This is a genomic window from Streptomyces sp. NPDC048211, from assembly GCF_043202315.1.
Lineage (GTDB): Bacteria > Actinomycetota > Actinomycetes > Streptomycetales > Streptomycetaceae > Streptomyces.
Genome location: NZ_JBIDAD010000007.1, coordinates 261108 through 281597, shown reverse-complemented (window position 1 = coordinate 281597; position 20490 = coordinate 261108). Strand labels below are relative to the sequence as shown.

At 73.4% G+C, this 20490-nt stretch carries 20 protein-coding genes; 5 read left to right on the top strand and 15 right to left on the bottom strand.

Annotated elements, in window-relative coordinates; genetic code table 11:
- Positions 1-42: 42 nt before the first annotated feature.
- The 5 genes from ACGFZA_RS26000 to infC form a co-directional block, all read right to left on the bottom strand.
- Positions 43-1194 (bottom strand): ATP-binding protein, encoded by a 1152-nt coding sequence (locus ACGFZA_RS26000; RefSeq protein WP_385285285.1) that lies wholly within the window; start codon positions 1192-1194, stop codon positions 43-45.
- A gap of 125 nt (positions 1195-1319) precedes the next feature.
- Positions 1320-2159: a TrmH family RNA methyltransferase gene (locus ACGFZA_RS25995; protein ID WP_393682215.1), complete on the bottom strand. Its 840-nt coding sequence runs from the start codon at positions 2157-2159 to the stop codon at positions 1320-1322.
- Between the two features lie 124 nt (positions 2160-2283).
- Positions 2284-2667: a 50S ribosomal protein L20 gene (gene rplT / locus ACGFZA_RS25990; RefSeq protein ID WP_024494113.1), complete on the bottom strand. Its 384-nt coding sequence runs from the start codon at positions 2665-2667 to the stop codon at positions 2284-2286.
- Between the two features lie 107 nt (positions 2668-2774).
- Positions 2775-2969, bottom strand: coding sequence for a 50S ribosomal protein L35 (rpmI, locus tag ACGFZA_RS25985; RefSeq protein WP_003970213.1), 195 nt, complete (start codon positions 2967-2969; stop codon positions 2775-2777).
- Positions 2970-3091: 122 nt separating this feature from the next.
- Positions 3092-3805, bottom strand: a complete 714-nt coding sequence (gene infC, locus ACGFZA_RS25980; protein ID WP_385285280.1) for a translation initiation factor IF-3 — start codon at positions 3803-3805, stop codon at positions 3092-3094.
- Between the two features lie 341 nt (positions 3806-4146).
- Here infC and ACGFZA_RS25975 point away from each other — a divergent pair, with 341 nt between their 5' ends.
- Positions 4147-4509 (top strand): DUF1844 domain-containing protein, encoded by a 363-nt coding sequence (locus ACGFZA_RS25975; protein ID WP_136327541.1) that lies wholly within the window; start codon positions 4147-4149, stop codon positions 4507-4509.
- A gap of 82 nt (positions 4510-4591) precedes the next feature.
- Here ACGFZA_RS25975 and ACGFZA_RS25970 read toward each other — a convergent pair whose 3' ends face one another.
- A complete protein-coding gene (locus ACGFZA_RS25970) occupies positions 4592-5299 on the bottom strand; it encodes an MIP family channel protein (protein WP_385285277.1) in 708 nt (235 codons plus the stop codon).
- 90 nt (positions 5300-5389) lie between these two features.
- Entirely contained in the window at positions 5390-6118 is a 729-nt protein-coding gene (locus tag ACGFZA_RS25965) for an SseB family protein (protein WP_393682212.1), read from the bottom strand.
- 86 nt (positions 6119-6204) lie between these two features.
- On the opposite strand from ACGFZA_RS25965, the gene ACGFZA_RS25960 reads away from it, so the two are divergent.
- Entirely contained in the window at positions 6205-7131 is a 927-nt protein-coding gene (locus ACGFZA_RS25960; RefSeq protein ID WP_393682210.1) for a serine hydrolase, read from the top strand.
- A 115-nt stretch (positions 7132-7246) separates the two neighbouring features.
- Here the strand turns inward: ACGFZA_RS25960 and mycP are convergent, their stop codons facing one another.
- Both mycP and ACGFZA_RS25950 read right to left on the bottom strand, forming a co-directional pair.
- Positions 7247-8443: a type VII secretion-associated serine protease mycosin gene (mycP, locus tag ACGFZA_RS25955; RefSeq protein WP_393682208.1), complete on the bottom strand. Its 1197-nt coding sequence runs from the start codon at positions 8441-8443 to the stop codon at positions 7247-7249.
- Positions 8440-10101 carry a hypothetical protein gene (locus ACGFZA_RS25950; protein WP_393682206.1) on the bottom strand — a complete coding sequence of 554 codons (1662 nt, stop codon included), beginning with the start codon at positions 10099-10101 and terminating at the stop codon, positions 8440-8442. The genes mycP and ACGFZA_RS25950 overlap by 4 nt, the downstream gene beginning before the upstream one ends.
- Positions 10102-10294: 193 nt before the next feature.
- On the opposite strand from ACGFZA_RS25950, the gene ACGFZA_RS25945 reads away from it, so the two are divergent.
- The gene (locus tag ACGFZA_RS25945; RefSeq protein WP_393682204.1) at positions 10295-11497 is read left to right on the top strand and encodes an amino acid deaminase/aldolase; all 1203 of its coding nucleotides are present in this window, start codon (positions 10295-10297) and stop codon (positions 11495-11497) included.
- Positions 11498-11524: 27 nt separating this feature from the next.
- Here the strand turns inward: ACGFZA_RS25945 and ACGFZA_RS25940 are convergent, their stop codons facing one another.
- The 4 genes from ACGFZA_RS25940 to ACGFZA_RS25925 form a co-directional block, all read right to left on the bottom strand.
- Positions 11525-12442: a DUF2510 domain-containing protein gene (locus ACGFZA_RS25940; protein ID WP_393682202.1), complete on the bottom strand. Its 918-nt coding sequence runs from the start codon at positions 12440-12442 to the stop codon at positions 11525-11527.
- A 99-nt stretch (positions 12443-12541) separates the two neighbouring features.
- Complete coding sequence (locus ACGFZA_RS25935) at positions 12542-13330, bottom strand: 3-oxoacyl-ACP reductase (RefSeq protein ID WP_393682200.1); 789 nt, start codon at positions 13328-13330, stop codon at positions 12542-12544.
- Positions 13331-13335: 5 nt separating this feature from the next.
- Entirely contained in the window at positions 13336-14700 is a 1365-nt protein-coding gene (locus ACGFZA_RS25930) for an aldehyde dehydrogenase family protein (protein ID WP_393682198.1), read from the bottom strand.
- 8 nt (positions 14701-14708) lie between these two features.
- On the bottom strand, positions 14709-16076 hold the full coding sequence (locus ACGFZA_RS25925; protein WP_393682196.1) for a glutamine synthetase family protein: 1368 nt from the start codon (positions 16074-16076) through the stop codon (positions 14709-14711).
- A gap of 114 nt (positions 16077-16190) precedes the next feature.
- On the opposite strand from ACGFZA_RS25925, the gene ACGFZA_RS25920 reads away from it, so the two are divergent.
- Both ACGFZA_RS25920 and ACGFZA_RS25915 read left to right on the top strand, forming a co-directional pair.
- The gene (locus tag ACGFZA_RS25920; RefSeq protein WP_393682194.1) at positions 16191-16889 is read left to right on the top strand and encodes a gamma-glutamyl-gamma-aminobutyrate hydrolase family protein; all 699 of its coding nucleotides are present in this window, start codon (positions 16191-16193) and stop codon (positions 16887-16889) included.
- A gap of 288 nt (positions 16890-17177) precedes the next feature.
- Complete coding sequence (locus tag ACGFZA_RS25915) at positions 17178-18242, top strand: class I SAM-dependent methyltransferase (RefSeq protein ID WP_393682192.1); 1065 nt, start codon at positions 17178-17180, stop codon at positions 18240-18242.
- Between the two features lie 118 nt (positions 18243-18360).
- On the opposite strand, the gene ACGFZA_RS25910 is transcribed toward ACGFZA_RS25915, so the two are convergent.
- Both ACGFZA_RS25910 and ACGFZA_RS25905 read right to left on the bottom strand, forming a co-directional pair.
- On the bottom strand, positions 18361-19320 hold the full coding sequence (locus ACGFZA_RS25910; protein ID WP_385285261.1) for an aminoglycoside phosphotransferase family protein: 960 nt from the start codon (positions 19318-19320) through the stop codon (positions 18361-18363).
- Between the two features lie 170 nt (positions 19321-19490).
- Positions 19491-20423, bottom strand: coding sequence for a LysR family transcriptional regulator (locus ACGFZA_RS25905; protein ID WP_385285259.1), 933 nt, complete (start codon positions 20421-20423; stop codon positions 19491-19493).
- Positions 20424-20490 lie beyond the last annotated feature (67 nt).

Sequence of the window (20490 nt, the reverse complement as noted above, 5' to 3'; positions counted from 1 at the left end):
GAGTCTAAGGGCCACAGGGTGGGGGAGGCGCCCGTGGGCCGCTCAGACCAGATAGGCCGGCGTGCTCACGGGCAGAATAAATCGGAACTCGGCGCCACCGCCGGGGCCGCGGCCGACCGTGATCGTGCCGCCGTGCGCCTCGACGATGCCCTTGACGATGTAGAGGCCCAGGCCGGTGCCGCCGCGCTTGCTCCCCCGCCAGAAGCGGGTGAAGACACGGCCCATCGACTCCTCGGGGATGCCGGGGCCTTCGTCGCTCACGGTGACCGCCGTTCCCTTCTCGTCGCTCTTCGCCGGTGCGGGTGCCACCTCGATGGTGACGGTTCCCTCGCCGTGGCGCACCGCGTTTTCCAGCAGGTTGCCCAGCACCTGGTCGACCTTGTCCGGGTCGGCCCACACGGTGGGAAGCGGCTGGCAGGTGCGGACGAGGAACCGGCCGGGGTCCTGGCCCGAGGCGGTGAGCGCCTGGATGTGGCGTTCGACGGCGGCGGAGAGGTCCACGGGCTGGCGGCGCAGCTCCAGACGCCCGGAGTCGATCCGGGAGATGTCCAGGAGCTCGGTGATCAGGCGGGTGACCCGGTTGGCGTCGGCGTAGACGGTCTCCAGCATCAGCCGCTTCTGGTCGTCCGTGAACCGCTCCCATTTGGCCAGCAGGGTGGCGGTGAAGCCCTTCACCGACGTCAGCGGCGAGCGCAGCTCGTGGGCGACGGTCGCGATGAGCTCGGCGTGGCTGCGCTCGGTGCGGCGGCGGGCCTCGGTGCCGCGCAGGCTGACCACCAGCCTGCGTACGGGGCCGGTCGGGCTCTCGCGTACGTAGCGGGCGGAGACGAGGACCTCGCGGCCGCCGGGCAGCAGGAGGTTGCGTTCGGGCTGGCCCACACGGGTGGCGAGGCCGCCGTAGGGGTCGGTCAGCTCCCACCAGCGGCGGCCCTTGAGGTCCTCCAGCGGCAGCGCGTGTTCCAGCGGGCGGCCGAGGGCGGCGGCCCTGGGCACGGCGGTGATCCGTGCGGCGGCGGCGTTGAAGCAGATGACCCGGCCGGTCTCGTCAGCGACGACGAGCCCGTCGGGAAGGTCGTCCGGATCCAGTGCCGGGCCCTCGGATCCGATGTCACCTGCGGTGACACCGTCCGGGTCCTCGGCGGCGCGCACGACGGCCGCATGTGTCGCCCGCGGTCCGCTCATGCCGACAGCCATATTCCCGTACCCCACCTCTCGAACCGGTGCAGTGGGCCCCCGAGTTCGTCACCCTACTAGTCGTCGGTGACGGAGCGACACCCTGCGGGGGCCCTGGGCGGCCGGGGGGCGCGGCAGCCGGAGGGTCAGCCGGTGCGGCGGGGACGCTGGGCGCGCGCGGAGGCGTACAGGCAGACCGCGGCGGCCGTGGCGAGGTTGAGGCTCTCCGCCCTGCCGTGGATCGGCACGCGCACGACGGCGTCGGCCAGCGCCCGGGTCTCCTCGGGGAGGCCCCATGCCTCGTTGCCGAAGACCCAGGCGGTGGGCCCGCCCATGGTGCCGGCGTCCAGCTCGTCGTCGAGGTCGTCCTCGCCCGCGCCGTCGGCGGCCAGGATCCGCACACCCGCGTCCCGCAGCCCCTGCACGGCCTGCTCGACGGGTACGCCCACGGCGACGGGCAGGTGGAAGAGCGAACCGACGGAAGCGCGCACGGACTTGGGGTTGTACAGGTCCACGGAGGCGTCGGTGAGGACGACCGCGTCGGCGCCCGCGGCGTCGGCGCAGCGCAGCACCGTACCGGCGTTCCCGGGGTCGCGGACGTTCGCCAGGACCGCGACCAGCTTCGGCCGGGCGGCGAGGATCGACGCGAAGGGCGAGTCGAGGAAGCGGCAGACGCCGATCAGTCCCTGCGGGGTGACGGTCTGCGACACGTCGGCCAGGACCTCGCTGTCGGCCAGGTGCACCCGGGCGCCCGCGTCGTGCGCCGCGTCGATGATGGGCGCGTAGCGTTCGGCGGCCTCGACGGTGGCGAACAGCTCGGTCAGGGTCGGCCGGCCGTCGCTGCCGCGGTGGTCCGCGGCCTCGCGCACGGCCTGCGGCCCCTCGGCGATGAACATGCGCTCCTTGCCGCGGAAGTTGCGCCTGGCCAGCCGCCGGGCGGCGGCGACCCGTGGCGAACGCGGGGAGATCAGTTCGGGGGTGCCCATGTCGGCGGCGAGCCTCTCTGCATGACGAACGGCATGACGGATACGTCCGGGTGGTGAACGCACCGGACCCGCAGACGACGAGCGCCTGCGGGTCCGGCTCAAGAGCCAAGAAGTGCGGCCTGGATCAGGCGGCCTTCGGGGCGTTGACGTCGCTCGGGAGGGCCTTCTGGGCAACCTCGACGAGGGCGGCGAACGCGTTGGCGTCGTTGACCGCGAGCTCGGCCAGGATCTTGCGGTCCACCTCGATGTTGGCGGCGTTCAGACCCTGGATGAGGCGGTTGTACGTCATGCCGTTCTGGCGGGCCGCAGCGTTGATGCGCTGGATCCACAGCCGACGGAAGTCGCCCTTGCGCTTCTTGCGGTCGTTGTAGTTGTAGACCAGGGAGTGGGTGACCTGCTCCTTGGCCTTGCGGTACAGGCGCGAGCGCTGACCGCGGTAGCCGCTGGCGGCCTCGAGGATTGCCCGGCGCTTCTTGTGGGCGTTGACTGCCCGCTTGACGCGTGCCACTTGTTAACTCCTTGTAGCGGGGCCGTGGTCGTACTCACACGGCCCGGAAACGAATTGGTCCCGGTCTGATCGAGGGCGCGTCCCCGGTGTCACCGGGGACGACGACCTCACTTGCCGAGAAGCTTCTTGATCTTCTTGGCGTCGGCCGGAGCCACGACGACCGTGCCGGTCAGCGAGCGGGTCTTCTTGGACGACTTGTGCTCGAGCAGGTGGCGCTTGCCGGCCCTCTCACGGAGCACCTTGCCGGAGCCGGTGATCTTGAAGCGCTTGCTGGCACCGCTGTGCGTCTTGTTCTTCGGCATCGCGCCGTTCTCTCCTCGTCAGTGGCGCCCCTCTCGGTGCAGGCACCGGACTGCAGGGGCGTCAGATCTTGGTGGGACTCCGGGGGGGGACCCGGGGGCGCCTGGATGGCAGCCCCCGAAGGTCACGCCTCGGAGGGTGTCTCGGCCGGAGCCTCTGAGGTCGCCTCGGCCGGAGCCTCGACAGCCTCGTCCGCAGCCTCGGCGTCGTCGTGGGTGTAACCCTGACGCTCCGCCTTGCGGGCGGCCTGGGCCTCGCGGGCCTCGGCCATGGCTTCGGTCTTCTTCTTGTGCGGGCCAAGAACCATGATCATGTTCCGGCCGTCCTGCTTCGGGTTGGACTCGATGAAGCCGAGTTCCTCCACGTCCGAAGCGAGACGCTGGAGCAGTCGGAAGCCCAGCTCGGGGCGGGACTGCTCGCGACCACGGAACATGATCGTGATCTTGACCTTGTCGCCCTGCTTGAGGAACCGGACGACATGACCCTTCTTGGTGTCATAGTCGTGCGGGTCGATCTTCGGCCGGAGCTTCATCTCCTTGATGACCGTGTGCGCCTGGTTCTTGCGCGCCTCACGGGCCTTCATGGCCGACTCGTACTTGAACTTCCCGTAGTCCATGAGCTTGCACACGGGCGGACGGGCGGTAGCCGCCACCTCGACCAGGTCGAGGTCGTACTCCTGTGCGAGTTCCAGGGCCTTGGCAAGCGGAACAATCCCGACCTGCTCGCCGCTGGGACCGACAAGTCGCACCTCGGGTACGCGAATCCGGTCGTTGATGCGGGGCTCGGCGCTGATGGATCCTCCTCGGTAGCACCACGCGGCCGCCTGGCAGACAGCCACGTAACGTCTGTTTCGACAGACCAACCGTGCAGGACCATGAAAAATGCCCCGCCGGGACACAGGCGGGGCTCCATGAACAACCGGAACACCGCCGCGGTCAACCGCGGGGCGCATCGGGCAGCTCCATCGTCCGTACGGAACGATGGGCGCCGCCTGACCGGTGACCCGCCGTCCTGAGGACGGCCAGGTGGGAGATCGGAGCCTCCACTTGTGGGCCGGGCACATAGGTACCCAGCCGGTCGTTACACAAGGTTAGCAGCTCGGCCGGGCGTGCGCTAACCAGCGGCCGCACCGCACTCCCGCAGACGGGGCGGGCCCGGCGTGGGCCTATCGTATGGCGCATGAGTGACGCGACCCCCACCAGTGATTCCCCCGGCTTCGACGAGATGGCCCGCGACATCGCGGAGGTGCCCGCTGTCGAGGTGATCGTGACGGTCGCCGTCAACCTGATGAGCGCCGCCGCCGTGAAACTCGGACTGACCGAGGACGGCGACGAGCACAAGGACCTCGACGAGGCCCGCAAGCTGGTCCACGCACTGGCCGGCCTGCTGGACGCGAGCACCACGGAGATCAGCTCCTTCCACGCGGCTCCGCTGCGTGACGGCCTGAAGTCCCTCCAGCTCGCGTTCCGCGAGGCCTCGCTGGTGCCGGACGAGCCCGGCCAGGGCCCCGGCGAGAAGTACACCGGCCCGGTCTTCGGCTGAGCCCGCTCCACCCCTTCCACCCCTTCCCGCCCGTGAGCCCCCTGCCCGATCCGGCAGGGGGCTCACGGCGTGCGGGGCGGGATCAGACCTGGGCGGGCCGCCCTTCCCGCCCGGGGAGGGGATGGGTCAGCCGGTGCGCGAGCGCCGCGACCACTCCGCCGATCAGCGGGGCCACCAGGAACAGCCAGAGCTGGGACAGCGCCGGGCCGCCCGCGAACAGTGCCGGGCCCAGGCTGCGCGCCGGGTTGACCGAAGTGCCCGTGAGCGGGATGCCGACCAGATGGACCACCGCGAGCGACAGGCCGATGGGCAGACCGTCGAAGCCGATGACAGCCACCTTGTGGGTCACCGCGAGCACGACGAAGACCAGGAGGAACGTGAGCATCACCTCGGCGAGGAACGCGCCCCCGACGTTGATGTGCACGTCCGAGCGGTCGCCGTAGCCGTTGCTGCCGAATTTCCCGCTCGTCTTCAGCCCCGGCACCTGGTGGGCGAGCAGGAACAGCAGGGCCGCACCGGCGATACCGCCGAGGAACTGCGCGATCCAGTACGTCGTCGCGGTCCGCACATCGATGCGCCGGGCCGTCAGCATCCCCAGCGTCACCGCCGGATTGATGTGGCAGCCGGATATCGGACCGAGCGCATAGGCGAGCGCGAGCAGCACGAAGCCGAAGGCCAGTGCGATGCCGACGGTCCCGATGTACTCGGCGCCGAGCACCGCCGAGCCGACAGCGAAGAAGACCAGCAGCAGCGTGCCCAGGAACTCCGACACCGCTGTCCGCGTCTGCATACAACCACCTCGCGAAGATCGACAATCGTCCGAGTTCTCCGCAATTCTCCGATGCCCGGGCGCTTCGCGCGCGTTGGGCCGATCGGGTGATCAGCGCGTGAACAGGGCCTCACCCGGCGTGTGCGCGTCGGCCGGAAGCAGCGCGAGGTCCAGGCCGCGGACCAGCCGTTCGCGCAGCACCTCGTTCGCCGCCAGCGACCGCGCGACCCGGCCGGCGGTCCCGGCGGGGTCGGCACCGTCCGCGAGCACCAGGGCGAGGGTGCCGTCGGCACGGCCCGGCCCGAGATGGGCGCGGAGCACCGCCGGCTCGGCGGCGACGGCGTCACGTACCGCCGCGGTGACGGCCGGGTCGTCCAGGGGGTCGGCACTGGTACGGCCCTCGGCGAGGGCGCGCAGGGCGGAACCGGTCAGCTCGAAGGCCACCGGCCCGGCGAGGTCGAGCACCACCGTGTCGGCCTTCTCGTGCGCGGCGGCCTGGAGGGCCTGGTGCAGGGGGACGGCGACGGGGCGGGCCTGCGGGTCCCAGAGGGCCAGCGAGGCGGTGGAGGTGAAGGCGGGCAGGGCGCGGCGGTCGCCGGCCTGGAGGGTGGGGACCGCCATGTCACTGGTCTTCTCCCGGCGCAGCCCGTTCTCGTCCTCCTCCACCTCACCGAGGACGGCCACCACGGGAACCAGGAGACGGGCCCCCTTGAGGGCTTCGAGTACCGGGCCGACGGCCTTGCGGTCCTCGGCCCAGGCGGCGAGTGCCGCGGTCAGGGCGGGGTCGGCCGTGCCGTCGTCGTCGGAGTATCCGGGGTCCGGAATGTTCTTCTGCGCCACAGGGCGAGCGTAGTGCCTGGGCATTCTCATCCCGCCGACAGGTCGGGCTCAGCCTCCTCTCAGCTGCGGTTCCTAGCGTCCGGGCCATGCCCCGACACAGAATCCGCAGATCCGCCCTGTCCGCGACCGTGGCGGCCGCGGTCGTGCTGGCCGGTTCGGCCGCCGGGGGCGCGTACCTCACCGGCAGGTCGCCGGACCACGCGCCCGCAGCCGCGGCTTCCGTATCGTCCGCCTCACCGGCCGCGACCGCTCCGGTCGCGGCGACGAGCGAGGAGCCGGTGATGGATCTGGATACGGAACTGGCCGCGGCCGTCGACCCGCTGCTGTCCGGTTCGGACACCGCGGCCGTCTCGGTGGCCGTGCTGGACAGCGACAGCGGTACGCGTGCGGTGTACGGGGGCGCGGACGCGACGTACGACACCGCGAGCATCGTCAAGGTCGACATTCTCGCGGCGCTGCTGCTCCTGGCCCAGGACGAGGAGCGTGAACTCACCTCCGTCGAGCGCGCTCACGCGGTCGCGATGATCGAGCGGAGCGACAACGACTCCGCCACCGCGCTGCTGGCCGCGGTGGGCGGGGCGGCCGGTCTCGACGCCGCCAACGCACGGCTCGGTCTCACCGCGACGACGGCCGCGAAGGCGTGGGGGCTGACCCGGACCACCGCGGCCGATCAGCTGACGCTGCTGGGGGCGGTGTTCGGGACGGATCCGGAGACCGAGCTCAGCGAGGCGTCGCGGGCCTATGTGCAGGGGCTGATGACACAGGTCGAGGCCGACCAGCGGTGGGGGGTGTCGGCGGCGGGCGGCGAATGGGCGCTCAAGAACGGCTGGATGCCGCGTACCGCCACCGGGCTGTGGAACATCAACAGCATCGGACAGGTGACGAAGGGCGGGCACACCTACCTGGTGGCCGTGCTGTCCGGGGGCCAGCGGACCAAGGAGACGGGCATCGCGCTCGTCGAGTCGGTGGCGAAGGCGGCCGTGGGGGTCGTGCGGGCCGGGACCGGGGAGTGAGGACGGCGGCGGGGTAGGGGCGGGCCCGGATCGCGGGGTGACGGCGGCCGGGGGCCGCAGGCGCGCGAGCGGGACCCCGCTGGATGGGGGGCGCTGGGTGAGGGGTGAGGCCGGTTCAGCGACGGGGGGCCGGCGAGCGGCCGCCCCGGCCGCGCCACAGGACGCCCGCGAGGGCCAGCAGGACCGCGCCGAGGCCCCCCGCGGCCGGGGCCAGCCAGCCCGCGGGGCCGTCGTCCGCGCGCGGCGGGGTGGGCCCGGAGCCGAAGTACTCCTTGCGGTAGCCGGCCGCGGCGGAGTCGGTGCGCAGTCCGGCGGGGCGCAGTGCGCCGCCCGCCTTGATGGCCGCGGCCGGATCGACGATGCCGTAGCCCCTGGCGTCGTCGCGGCCGGCCGGCGGGGAGCTGCGGGCGGTGTCCGTGAGGAGCTTCTTGATCTGGGCCGGTGTCAGGCCCGGGTGGGCGGCACGCACCAGCGCGACCGCGCCGGAGACGAACGCCGACGCTGCGGAGGTGCCCCACTCCACGTAGTACTTGCGGTCGGGCGCGGGGACGACGATGTGGTCCCCGGGTGCGCTCACGGTCGCGTACCAGCGGCGGGTGGAGAACGAGGCGTGGGTGCCGTACCGGTCGACCGCCGCGACGGCGATCACGCCGGGGTAGGCGGCGGGGTACGAGATGTGGTCGCCCTTCTCGCCCCCGTTGCCGGCCGAGGCGACGACGACGGCGCCCTTCTTCAGCGCGTACTGGACGGCGGCGTCCTCGTCGGCCTCGGGGTGCGCCGACGCGCTGTCGTCGCCGAGGGACAGGTTGATGACGTCCGCGCCGTGGTCGGCGGCCCAGCGGATGCCGTCGGCCAGTGCGGTGCCCCGGGATTTGCGGGCCTTGGCGCGCGCGGGGTCGCTCGCTTCGAGGATGACCCGGACGGGGAGGATCTTCGCCTCCGGCGCGATGCCGAGGACGCCGTCCTCGCGTCCGGTGCCGTGGCCCCGGCCGGCGATGATGCCGGCCATCGCGGTGCCGTGCCTGGCCCAGGACCGGTCGCCGCGGCCGGCGCCGAACCCGATCATGTCCTTGCCGGGGAGCACCTGGCCCGCCAGGTCGGGCAGGCTGCCGTCGACCCCGGTGTCGACGACCGCGACGGTGATCCCCTTGCCGCGGGTGGTCTGCCAGGCCCGGTCGGTGTGGAGAGCGTCCAGGCCCCACTGCTGGGCCCGGATGGTGTCCGCTCCGGCCGGGGACGCGGGCAGCAGCGCGAACGCGGTTGCGGCGCAGACCGCGCCGAGGAATCTGCCGGGACGGACGCGGCGGGTCATTCGGGCTTCTCCGTGAGGTCGGCGACGGTTCTGCGCAGTCCGCGCTCGACGCGGTCGGCCACGCCCTTGGCCTCGTGCCCGAGTCCGGCCTGGGCGGCCGCGGTCGTGGCGTTCGCCGCCATGGCCTTCTCGGCCGGCTGCGGGTCGGTGATCTCGCGCCCGTCGGCGAACCCGGACACGGCGAACACCACGACGGGCACCTCGGTCAGTACGTGCACGGTCCAGCTGGCACGCTGGCGGTCGCCGAACCCGGCGGCGTCACTGCTCTTCACGGCGTACGTACGGGGCATCAGGTCCGCGCGCGCGTCCAGGTGCTCGGTGCTGAAGCGGGTGCTGAGCGCCCGCATGGCCCCGGTGTCGGCCTCGGTGAAGACCAGTCCGACCGTGGTGACGCTGCTGCTCGTCGCGTCGGTGTACGTGGCGCGGAGCAGGCGGGCGCAGCCGACCGGGCGCAGCGTCTTGAGCAGCAGCGGGTCGAGCGCGCCCGTGCAGCCGCCGTCGGGGGCCACGGCGACTCGGGTCCAGACCCGGTCGGCGCCGCCGGGCCCGGCGCCGTCGCCCTTCAGGGTGCGCGGGAAGAGGGTGTCGACGGGGACGCTGTGCCAGGCGCTCCGGCCCACGGTGTAGGGGCTGTGGGCCGCGGGATCGGCCGAGGAGTCACTGATGAGCCAGCTGCCGGTGGCGGCCCCGCCGATCAGCCCGAGCCCGAGCACGGCACAGGCGGCGGCCGCCGCGGCCCTGAAGGGGTGCCGGGCCCGCACGGGCCGGAGCCGGGTGGTGGTCTCGGCCGGCGTCTCGGCCGGGGCGTGGGGGTGCGGGGGCCGGTAGGCGTACGGGGCGGCTGCCCCGGACCGCGTCGGCGGCCCGCCGAGTTCCACGGCGCCCACGGGACGCCGCCGGGTCGCCGCGGGGGGCGGGGCGGGCAGCCTCGCCGGGAAGGATGGGGTGGTGGGCGCCGCCGGGGACCCCTGGGACACGGGCGCCTCGGCGGGCGGGGCCGGGGGCACGGGGCGCAGGCGGGCGGTGGTCTCCACGGGGGGCGGCGCGGCCGGGGATGCGTAGGGGGCGGACGGGGCCTGGGACGGCGGGCCGGGCCGGGGTGATCCCGGGGGTGCGGACGGGGGCCGCGGCGGAACGGAGTCCGCGCCCGGGAGCGGGGGCGCAGCCGGAGCGGGGGTCGCGCCGTGCGCCTGCGTCTGCTCCGGCCCCCGCGGCTGTTGCTGCTCCTGCGCCTGCTTCCGCTCCAGGTACTGGTCCTGCGTCAGGGCCTGCGCCTTGGGCAGATCCGAGAACCGCAGGCCCCTCACCCCGGTGGCCGTGGCATGCGCGAGGGCGCCCGGCGCCTGGCGCGTCCCCGCCGGACCGGTTCCGGCGCCCTCCGGTCCCCAGGCGGCCGCGCCGGCCGGGTCGGCCGCTCCGGTCGTCGTGGGGTCGGCTGTGCGGGCCGGGTGGGCCGCGCTCGTCACCTTCGGGTCGGCCGCTCCGGTCGCCGCCGGCTCGTCCTCCTGGCCGTCCGGTGCCGGCGCCGTGGTCGACGGCGGGGTCTCGGGGCGGGGCGGCACAGTGGCGTTCTCGGGCCGGTCGGCGGACGCCGCAGGGAGCGGTGGCGGGGTGCTCGGGCGTGGCGGGACGGGAGCGCGCTGCGCCTCGGTACTCATCCGCCCCCCTGGTCCGTTCCGTACCGCACGCGGATCGGTCGCACAGGCAGGCCCGTTGCTCGCCGCGTGCCCGTCACTCTACGGGTTGGGGAGGCCCTGGTGGGAGCGGGCCACCGCGCCGGACAGGTCCCGCGGACGATCTGCGCAGATCGTCCCCCTACCCAGCGGTACAGCTGTCTGGCAAGCTGCGGCCATGACTGCCCGCGCCGCTGACCGGACCCGCTACAACCGGGCCACCGCCCATCTCGACGCCCCGATCGCCGTCGTCGATCTGGAGGCGTTCGACGCCAACGCCGACGACCTCGTCCGGCGTGCGGCCGGGAAGCCCATCCGGGTGGCGAGCAAATCGGTGCGCTGCCGCGCCCTGCTGGAGCGGGTGCTGGCCCGTCCCGGATTCGCCGGGATCATGTCCTTCACGCTCGCGGAGTCGCTGTGGCTGGCGCGGGCCGGTTTCGAGGACGTCCTGCTGGCCTATCCGTCGGCCGACCGCTCGGCCTTCGCGGAACTGGCCGGGGACCCGAAGCTGGCCGCCGCCGTGACCGTGATGGTGGACGACCACGCACAACTGGAACTCATCGACGCGGCGCGGGCCGGGGGCACGGAGGAGATCCGGGTCTGTCTGGAGCTGGACACCTCGCTGCGCATGCTCGGCGGCCGGGTCAGGATCGGGGCCCTGCGCTCTCCGCTGCGCTCCCCCGCCCAGCTGGCCGAGCTGGCCAGGTCCGTCGCCCGCAGGCCCGGCTTCCGGCTGGTCGGGCTGATGGCGTACGAGGGCCATATCGCCGGAGTGGGCGACTCGCTCGCCGGGCGGCCGCTGCGCTCCCGGGCGATCCGGCTGATGCAGGCCACCGGCCGCCGTGAGCTGGCGGCCCGCCGGGCCGAGGTGGTGCGGGCGGTACGGGCCGTGGCACCGGATCTGGAGTTCGTGAACGGCGGCGGCACCGGCAGCGTGCAGCACACCGCGGCGGAGCCGGCCGTCACCGAGATCGCGGCCGGTTCCGGCCTCTACGTGCCCCGGCTGTTCGACAACTACACCTCGTTCACGGCGCGTCCGGCGGCCCTGTTCGCCCAGCCCGTGGTGCGCAGGCCCGGGGTGGGCGTGGTGACGGTGCTCGGCGGCGGCTACCCGGCGTCCGGAGCGGCCGGTGCGGACCGGCTGCCGGTCCCGTATCTGCCGGAAGGTCTGCGTTACGACCCGCAGGAGGGACCCGGCGAGGTGCAGACCCCGCTGCTCGGAGCCCCCGCGGACGATCTGCTGATCGGCGACAAGGTGTGGTTCCGGCACGCGAAGGCCGGCGAACTGTGCGAGCGGTTCGACGAGCTTCAGCTGATCGAGGGCGACCGGGTGACGGCGACCGTGCCGACGTACCGGGGCGAGGGCCGCACCTTCCTCTGAGCCGGCAGCCGCGCCCTCGTCCCCCTGTCAGGGGGCGAGGGAACTGCCGACGCCCCCGCCCGTCCCGCTGTCGCCGATCGGCCGGATGCCCTTCGTGAGGGTGTCCATGAGGGACAGCGGCGGCCCGTCGGGGCCCGCGTCGAAGGCGTAACGGACGACGACGGGCGACTCGCTGCCCACGGCCGAGGGGAAGACGAGCGACTGCACATAGCCGCCCGGTCCCTTGGCGGTGACGACCCGCCAGCGCACCTGATAACCGGTGCGTCCGGCCACGGTGACGGAGCCGGCGGCGATCTGCCGGTGGGAGACGATGCCGCCGTGGATCCGTGTGCCGACGATGTCCTCCTCGTACGCCCGGTCCGCGGCGGCTGCGATGTCCGCCTCGGCGAGTGCCTCGGGCGTCGTGGCGTCGGTGCCGCCGGGCGTACGGGTGGTCACCGTGCCGTGGTAGCAGTACGACGAGGATGCCCCGGGGCAGGCGTAGGAGTCGGTGGTGCGCATCGTGAGGAGTTCCCCGACGGTGCGCTCGGGCCGCTCCCAGCCCTCGGGGATCGGCAGCGTGATGCCGTTGAGCTGGTCGACGAGCACCGTGGGGTCCTCGCCCGCCGGTGAGTCGTCCGGGGACGGGCTGTCGTCGGGTGCCGCGTCCGTGGCGCTGCCGGTGGTCTTCGGCGCCGAGCTGCCCGACGGGGACGCGGTGGGTGCGGTGCCGTCGTCCCTGCCGAACAGCACCGCGCCCGTCACGGCCACGCCGACGACCACCACGCCGGCCGCCACGAGCGCGACGGTCCTGGCCCGGTCCCCGCCTCCCCGGCCGTGCGCGGCCGGGGAGGGCAGGGCGGCGAAGGGGCGGGTGTGGGCCGTCCAGGACGCGCCGTCCCACCACCGCTCGTTGCCGGGCGCGGCCGTGTCCGGGTACCAGCCGGGCGGTGTCGCGTTGCTCATCGCCCCACTCTAGGTTCCGCGGCCGTCGGCCGGCCCCGAGGGCCGTTCGTCCCGGTCGGACCGGGCTCACGGGGCCCGGCACGATCCGGTCGGACGACTTCAGAGGGGGGTGACGTAGGCGCCGGAGATCCCGCCGTCGACGAGGAAGTCGGTGGCGTTGACGAACGAGGAGTCGTCGCTGGCCAGGAACGCGACGGCTGCCGCGATCTCGGTCGCCTCGGCGAACCGGCCGACCGGAATGTGCACGAGCCGGCGGGCGGCGCGCTCCGGGTCCTTGGCGAACAGCTCCTGGAGAAGGGGGGTGTTGACCGGTCCCGGGCACAGGGCGTTGACCCGGATGCCCTCGCGCGCGAACTGGATGCCCAGTTCGCGCGACATGGCCAGCACGCCGCCCTTGGACGCGGTGTACGAGATCTGCGAGGTCGCCGCTCCCATCCTGGCGACGAACGAGGCGGTGTTGATGATCGAGCCCCGGCCCTGGCGCCGCATATAGGGCAGCGCGGCCTTGCAGCAGAGGTAGACCGAGGTGAGGTTGACGTCCTGGACACGTTTCCATGCCTCCAGCCCCGTGGTGAGGATGGAGTCGTCGTCGGGCGGCGAGATCCCGGCGTTGTTGAAGGCGATGTCGACGGAGCCGTAGGTGTCGTACGCCGCCTCGAACAACGCCTCGACCTGCTCGGGGTCGGTGACGTCGACCCGTACGAACGTGCCTCCGACGGCTTCGGCGGCCGCCTTGCCCGCGGTCTCGTCGATGTCTCCGCAGACCACGTGCGCCCCCTCGGAGGCGAGCCGGTGGGCGGTGGCCAGTCCGATGCCACTGCCGGCACCGGTGATGACGGCGGTGCGGCCGACGAGGCGGCGGCAGATGTTCCCGTGGTCCGTGGTCATTCGGTTCAGGCCTCCGTACTGAGGAAAACGTTCTTGGTTTCGGTGAAGGCGGTGAGGGCGTCCGGGCCCAGTTCCCGGCCGAGGCCCGACTGTTTGAACCCGCCGAACGGGGTCCAGTACCGGACCGCGGAATGGGAGTTGACGGAGAGGTTCCCCGCCCGCACGGCCTGCGCGACGCGTAGCGCGCGCCCCACGTCGCGGGTCCAGAGGGAGCCCGCGAGACCGTACTCGGTGGCGTTGGCGAGCCGTACGGCGTCCGCCTCGTCCTCGAAGGGCAGGACGACGGCGACCGGGCCGAAGACCTCCTCGGTGGCGACGGGCGCGTGTGCGGGCACGCCGGTGAGGACGGTCGGCGGGAACCAGAAGCCGGGGCCCTCGGGCGCGCTGCCGCGGAGCGCCGCGGCGTCCTCGGGGACGTAACCGCGCACCCGCTCCAGCTGGGTCCGCGAGATGAGCGGGCCCATCTGTGTCTTCTCGTCGGCGGGGTCGCCGACGACCACCGCGGCGAGGGCCGGGGCGAGGAGTTCCAGGAAGCGGTCGTACACGGAGCGCTGGACGAGGATCCTGGTGCGGGCGCAGCAGTCCTGGCCGGCGTTGTCCAGGAAGGACAGGGGTGCGGCGGCCGCGGCGGCTTCGAGGTCGGCGTCGGCGAAGACGATGTTGGGGCTCTTGCCGCCGAGTTCGAGGGTGATCCGCTTCACGTGCTCGGCGCACTTGGCCATGATCTGTTTGCCGACGCGGGTGGAGCCCGTGAAGACGATCTTGGCGACTCCGGGGTGCTCGACCAGCGCGTTGCCCGCCTCGTCGCCCGCGCCCGGCAGCACCTGGAAGAGGTGTTCGGGGAGGCCTGCCTCCCGGGCGAGTTCCGCGAGCCGGAGCGCGGTCAGCGGGGTGGTCTCGGCGGGTTTGAGGATCACGGCGTTGCCCGCCGCGAGGGCGGGGGCCGTCCCCCAGGCGGCGATCGGCATGGGGAAGTTCCACGGGGCGATCACCCCGATGACGCCGAGGGGTTCGAGCAGCGTGAGGTCGATGCCGCCGGGGACGGGGATCTGCCGGCCGCTGAGCCGCTCCACTCCCCCGGCGGCGAAGTCGAGCAGATCGCGGACGTTGCCCGCCTCCCAGCGCGCGTTGCCGATCGTGTGCCCGGCCTCCAGGACCTCCAGGCGGGCCAGTTCCTCGCCGTGGGAGTCGACGGCGACGGCGAACCGGCGCAGCAGCCGCGCCCGGTCCGCGGGGGCGAGCGCGGCCCAGACCCGCTGGGCCGCGGCGGCGCGGGTGACGGCGGCGTCCACCTCGGCCGGAGAGGTCGCGGGCACGGTGGCGAGGACTTCCTCCGTCGCCGGGTTCAGAACACGGTGCTCATGGATCAAGGCGGCCCTCACAGGCGTTCGAAGGAGCGTCGGAGCTCCCAGTCGGTCACCGCTGCGTCGAAGGCGTCGAGCTCGACGCGTGCCATGTTGCGGTAGTGGGCCACGACTTCGTCGCCGAAGGCCTCGCGGGCGATCTCGCTGTGCTCCCAGAGTCCGGCCGCCTCGCGCAGGGTGGTCGGGACGTGGTCGTACGCGCCGGCGTAGGCGTTGCCCTCGCACGGTTCGGGGAGTTCCAGTGCGTGCTCGATGCCGTACAGGCCCGCGGCGACGAGTCCGGCGACGGCGAGGTACGGGTTGACGTCGCCGCCGGGGAGGCGGTTCTCCAGGCGCAACGACTGGCCGTGGCCCACGACTCGGAGTGCGCAGGTGCGGTTGTCGTGGCCCCAGGCGACGGCGGTCGGGGCGAAGGAGCCGGGCTGGAAACGCTTGTAGGAGTTGATGTTCGGCGCGTACAGGAGGGAGAAGTCGCGCAGGGCGGCGAGCTGGCCGGCCAGGAAGTGGCGCATCACCGGGGCCATGGTGCCGTCGGGGTCCGCCATGGCGCTGCGTCCGGGTGTGGCGGTGGACCGCAGCGAGAGGTGGATGTGGCAGGAGTTGCCCTCGCGCTCGTTGAACTTGGCCATGAAGGTGAGCGCGACCCCCTCCTGCGCGGCGATCTCCTTGGCGCCCGTCTTGTAGACGGCGTGCTGGTCGCAGGTGACCAGGGCCTCGTCGTACCGGAACACGATCTCGTGCTGTCCGGGATTGCACTCGCCCTTGGCGGACTCGACGGTGAGTCCCGCGCCCGCCATCTCGTTGCGGATGCGGCGCAGCAGGGGCTCGACGCGGCCGGTGCCGAGGACGGAGTAGTCGACGTTGTACTGGTTGACCGGGGTCAGGTCGCGGTAGCCGCGGTCCCAGGCCTGCTCGTAGGTGTCCTTGAAGACGATGAATTCGAGCTCGGTGCCGGCATGGGCCGTGTAGCCGTGCTCGGCGAGGCGCTCCAGCTGGCGGCGCAGGATCTGGCGGGGGGCGGCGACGACGGGTGAGCCGTCGGCCCAGGCGAGGTCGGCGGTGACCATCGCGGTGGACTCGTTCCAGGGCACGCGGCGCAGTGTGGTGAGGTCGGGGTGCATGGCGAAGTCGCCGTAGCCGCGCTCCCAGGAGGACATGGCGTACCCGTCGACGGTGTTCATGTCGGTGTCGACGGCCAGGAGGTAGTTGCAGCCCTCGGTGCCGTGCGCGACGACCTCGTCGAGGAAGAAGGCCGCGGCGAAGCGTTTTCCCTGGAGGCGTCCCTGCATGTCGGGGAAGGCCAGGACCACGGTGTCGATCTCACCGCTGCCGACGAGGAGACGGAGTTCCTCGACGGCGAGCGGGGCTGTTCGGTCGGACACGGATGGATCCTCTCCTCGCGGGCCGACAGATGATCCAAATCTATGGGCAGCACAAGGGATTTGGATACGGTGCCGGTGCGTGCCGCGTGCCGTACGAGTGAAGTGAGGGGTCCGATGAACCGTCCGCTGATCGGTGTCAGCACCTACCTGGTCGCCTCGGCTCGCTGGGGCGTCTGGGACCTGCCGGCCACGCTGCTGCCCGCCGGTTACGCCCGGCTGGTACGGGACGCGGGCGGGGTGGCCGTGCTGCTGCCGCCGGACTCGCCGGAGCTCGCGGCGTCGGTGGTGGCCCGGCTCGACGGGGTGGTGGTGGCGGGCGGGCCGGATGTGGACCCCGCGCGGTACGGGGCGGAGCGCGACCCGCGGACGGGGCCGCCCGCGCCGGAGCGGGACGGCTGGGAGGCGGCGCTGATCGGGGCGGCGCTGGAGTCGGGCACGCCCCTGCTCGGGATCTGCCGCGGGATGCAGTTGCTGAACGTGGCGCTCGGCGGCACGCTGACGCAGCACCTGGACGGGCACACGGGGCCCGACGGGGCGACAGGGGTGTTCGGTTCGCACGCGGTGACGCCGGTCGCGGGGACGCTGTACGCCTCCGTGGTGCCCGGCTCGTGCGACGTGCCGGCCTACCACCACCAGGCCGTGGACCGGCTCGCCGCGGGCCTGGTGGCCTCGGCACACGCGGCGGACGGCACGGTGGAGGCGGTGGAGCGGCCGGGGCCGGGGTGGGTCCTCGGGGTGCAGTGGCATCCGGAGATGGGCGACGACGTGCGGGTGATGCGGGCGTTGGTGGCGGCGGCCTCTCCAGCCGCCTGAGGGGCGGCCGTCGGGTGCCCGGTGTCCCTGCGGGAACGGCCGCGGTGCCGAAGGGGCGGCGGGTTCTTGATGGTCCCCGCGGGAGCGGCCTCGGTCCCGGGCGGCCGTCCCGGGCCCGGTGGCCCCCGCGGGAACGGCCGCGGTCCCGGGCGGCCGACGGCACCCCGGCGGCGTAGCGTGGCGGACAGGAGAGTATCCGTCGCCGTCCCGTCGGGCCGCGCGTCGTGAGTGCGCACACCCCTGCTTGCCCCGCCTCCCCCTCGTGGCCCGATGGCGAGAGGAGGAGCGATGTCCGTCATCACACCGGATGCGGTCAAGCAGGAGGCGTTCGCGGGCCGCATGGTTCAGGTGGTGAACGACACCTGCCTGGGTCTCATGGCCGGCCTGGGCCATCAGAGCGGTCTGTTCGACACGATGGCCGGCATGGCTCCGGCCACGAGCGGCGAGATCGCGGAGGCCGCCGGACTGAACGAGCGCTACGTACGGGAGTGGCTGGGCGCGATGGTCGTCGGGGGCATCGTCGACTACGAGCCCGAGCGGGGCGTGTACGCCCTGCCGCCCGAACACGCCGCCTCGCTGACGCGGGCGGCCGGGCCGGACAACCTGGCCCGGATCGCGCAGGACTTCGGCATGATGGGCGAGGTCGAGCAGCAGGTGCTGGAGGCGTTCCGTACCGGGGGCGGGCTGCCGTACTCGGCGTATCCGCGGTTCCAGAGCCTTCAGGCGGAGGAGTCCGGGGAGGTCTTCGACCTGGCGCTGGTGAACGGGATCGTTCCGCTGGTGCCCGGCCTCCCGGAGCGGTTGCGCGCGGGCATCGAGGTCCTGGACATCGGTACCGGTCACGGCCACGCGGTCAACGTCCTGGCCAGGGCCTTCCCCGCGAGCCGCTTCCAGGGTCTCGACATGTCCGAGGAGGGCATCGCCGCCGCCCGCGCCGAGGCGGCCTCGCTGGGGCTGGCCAACACCGCCTTCGACATCGGCGACTGCTCCGAGGTCTCCGGCTCGTACGACCTGATCACGGCGTTCGACGTCATCCACGACCTGGCCCGGCCGGCGCGCGCGCTGGCCGCCGTCGCCGCCGCCCTGGCGCCGGACGGTGTGTTCCTGATGGGGGACATCGCGGCGTCCAGCCGGCTGGAGGAGAACATCGACCATCCGCTGGGCCCGGCGCTGTACACGTTCTCGGTCTTCTACTGCATGAGTGTCTCGCTGGGCGAGGGCGGTGAGGGGCTGGGCACCGTATGGGGTGAGCAGACCGCCCGCAGGATGCTCGGCGAGGCAGGATTCGGCCGGATCGACACCCAGCGGGTCGAGGGCGACATCCTGAACGTCTACTACGTGGCGCGGCGCTGAGGGGCGTCGCCGGCGTCGGATGGGTGCGTCACGGTGCGGGGACGTCCGTAATGTGGTGTCTTCGGCTGTTCCGGCAACGCGGCGAGGTGCGCGGGTGTCGTCGTGCGCCTGCCGGGGACTACGGGACGGCCCTCAGGCCGGTCCTGCGCCGCAGCCAGTCCAGCGCGGCCGCGCCCTGGGCCGCCTGGAAGGCCCTGACGGTCGGCAGGCCCGGCGGGTCGGGGCGCAGTGAGTGGGAGACGAAGTAGCCGGCCAGCGCGGCAAGCACCGCGGTGACTCCGGCGGGGTCGGCGTCCCGGCCGAGCGGGTGGGCGGTGAACAGTGCCTCAGGATCGGGTCCGCCCTGGGCCGCGACGCACGGCAGCATGGCCAGCAGCTCGAACCAGGGGGCGGCACGCATCGCGTGGGGCCAGTCGACGAAGACGACGCGGTCCTCGGTGAGCAGGATGTTGTCGGCGCGCAGATCGGCGTGGACGAGGCTGTCCCCGGTGGCGGCGGCCGCCCAGCCGGACTCCAGTTCCGCGAGCGTGCCGAGGTGGCGGGCCGCCCAGGGATCGAGGCGGGCGGTGTCCCCTGCCGCGTGCAGGGCGCGCCAGCCGGTGAACATGGAGGCCTCGCGCCGGGCGACGGGCGGTGCGTCGATGGGGGCCGGGGTGAGGGTCCGCGAGAGTGCGGCGACGGCCCCCAGGACGCGGTCCAGCTCGGCCGGTTCCCAGGGGACGCGGGGCTGACGGCCGTCGATGTCCTCCAGCACGAGTGCGACGCAGGTGCCGTCGTCGTACGAGCCGAGCAGTCTAGGTACGGGGGCGTGCGACGGGAGCGCCGCGGTGTTGCGGGCCTCGGCGCGGTGGAGGTCCGGGCTGCCGGGGTTGGCCGCGGCGCTCACGGCCTTGACGAAGGCGCGCCGGCCGTCGGCGGTCCGGACGCGAGCGGCGACCCCGGGCGAGAAACCGCCGCTCTGACTGCGGGCCTCGGTGACGGGCGCGCCGAGGATCTCCTCGACGGCGCTCCGTACCGTCGGGGGCAGGTCGGCCCACTGGTGGCGGACGCCCTCGGCGGGCGGTGCGGTCTCGGTCATCCGGACATCCTTCCGCGCGGACGGCGGGCCGGCCACCGTATTCGTCCGCGCGCCGGGCTCCGTCGCCGGGCCGGCCCGCGTCTCCCCCGCTCCGCGCGCAGCCACCGGGCGGGCGCGCAGGTGCCCCGCGCGCAGCCACCGTGCGGGCCCGAACGTGCCCCGCGCCGCGTTCAGTCGCCGGGCGGGCCGGACCGGGTCAGGGAGAGCAGGTCACGGGCCGGGCCCGTGGGGCGGTGGCCGGCGGGCCAGACGGCGCGGAGCTGGCGGCGCAGGCGGACCCCGGCGATCGGGACCTTGACCAGGCGCCGGGCCGAGAGTTCCTCGCCGAGGGCCAGCTCGCTCAGGACGCAGGGCCCGGCACCGCTCTCCGCCGCCCCCTTCACCGCCGTCGTGGAGGAGAGTTCCAGGAGCGGCTCGGCCAGTCCTCCGTGCACGGCGAGGGCGGCGTCCAGGACCTGGCGGGTGCCGGAGCCGTGCTCGCGCAGGATCAGCGGGGTCCCGGCCAGCTCCTGCGGGGTCAGCGGGGTGCGCCGCCGGGCCCAGGCGTGCGCCGGGGCGACCACGACGACCAGGCGGTCGTGCGCGATGACCGTGCCGTCGAGCCCCTCCGGCACGGACAGGCCCTCGACGAAGCCGAGGTCCGCCTCGCCGCTCAGCAGCCGCTGGGCGACCACAGCGGAGTTGCCGGCGAGCAGCGACACGGCGGTGTCCGGCCGTTCGCCGCGCAGCGCTATCAGCCAGCCGGGGAGCAGGTATTCGGCGATGGTCATGGAGGCGGCGACCCGCAGCCGGGAGTCGCGGCGGTCCCGCAGCGCCTGGGCACCCGCGTCGAACGCCTCGGCCGCCTCGACGACCCGGCGTGCCCAGTCGGTGACGAGCGCGCCCGCGTCGGTGAGGCGGGAGCCCCGGGGCGAGCGGTCGAGGAGGGCGAGACCGAGCTGCCGTTCCATCGAGCGGATCCGGCTGCTGGCGGCGGGCTGGCTGATGCCGACGTCCCGGGCGGCACGGCCGAGGCTGCCGTGCCGGGCGACGGCGAGAAGCAGCTCCAGCGCGCCCAGATCGGGCACCCGGTGGGACAGAAGGGCAGGCACGTCGCTGGTCATAAGTCCACCTTATGACCTCATAGAGCAGGGGTCCCTGGTGGGGCACGGCCCGGTTGCCGAGAATCGT

What these genes read in the sequence shown, in the direction of transcription:
- ACGFZA_RS25940 (WP_393682202.1), bottom strand. Translation starts at nt 12,442, where the DNA reads ATGAGCAACGCGACACCGCCCGGCTGGTACCCGGACACGGCCGCGCCC.
- ACGFZA_RS25970 (WP_385285277.1), bottom strand. Translation starts at nt 5,299, where the DNA reads ATGCAGACGCGGACAGCGGTGTCGGAGTTCCTGGGCACGCTGCTGCTG.
- ACGFZA_RS25935 (WP_393682200.1), bottom strand. Translation starts at nt 13,330, where the DNA reads ATGACCACGGACCACGGGAACATCTGCCGCCGCCTCGTCGGCCGCACC.
- ACGFZA_RS25995 (WP_393682215.1), bottom strand. Translation starts at nt 2,159, where the DNA reads ATGGGCACCCCCGAACTGATCTCCCCGCGTTCGCCACGGGTCGCCGCC.
- ACGFZA_RS25905 (WP_385285259.1), bottom strand. Translation starts at nt 20,423, where the DNA reads ATGACCAGCGACGTGCCTGCCCTTCTGTCCCACCGGGTGCCCGATCTG.
- ACGFZA_RS25910 (WP_385285261.1), bottom strand. Translation starts at nt 19,320, where the DNA reads ATGACCGAGACCGCACCGCCCGCCGAGGGCGTCCGCCACCAGTGGGCC.
- ACGFZA_RS25945 (WP_393682204.1), top strand. Translation starts at nt 10,295, where the DNA reads ATGACTGCCCGCGCCGCTGACCGGACCCGCTACAACCGGGCCACCGCC.
- ACGFZA_RS26000 (WP_385285285.1), bottom strand. Translation starts at nt 1,194, where the DNA reads ATGGCTGTCGGCATGAGCGGACCGCGGGCGACACATGCGGCCGTCGTG.
- ACGFZA_RS25915 (WP_393682192.1), top strand. Translation starts at nt 17,178, where the DNA reads ATGTCCGTCATCACACCGGATGCGGTCAAGCAGGAGGCGTTCGCGGGC.
- ACGFZA_RS25975 (WP_136327541.1), top strand. Translation starts at nt 4,147, where the DNA reads ATGAGTGACGCGACCCCCACCAGTGATTCCCCCGGCTTCGACGAGATG.
- ACGFZA_RS25920 (WP_393682194.1), top strand. Translation starts at nt 16,191, where the DNA reads ATGAACCGTCCGCTGATCGGTGTCAGCACCTACCTGGTCGCCTCGGCT.
- rpmI (WP_003970213.1), bottom strand. Translation starts at nt 2,969, where the DNA reads ATGCCGAAGAACAAGACGCACAGCGGTGCCAGCAAGCGCTTCAAGATC.
- ACGFZA_RS25950 (WP_393682206.1), bottom strand. Translation starts at nt 10,101, where the DNA reads ATGAGTACCGAGGCGCAGCGCGCTCCCGTCCCGCCACGCCCGAGCACC.
- mycP (WP_393682208.1), bottom strand. Translation starts at nt 8,443, where the DNA reads ATGACCCGCCGCGTCCGTCCCGGCAGATTCCTCGGCGCGGTCTGCGCC.
- ACGFZA_RS25960 (WP_393682210.1), top strand. Translation starts at nt 6,205, where the DNA reads ATGCCCCGACACAGAATCCGCAGATCCGCCCTGTCCGCGACCGTGGCG.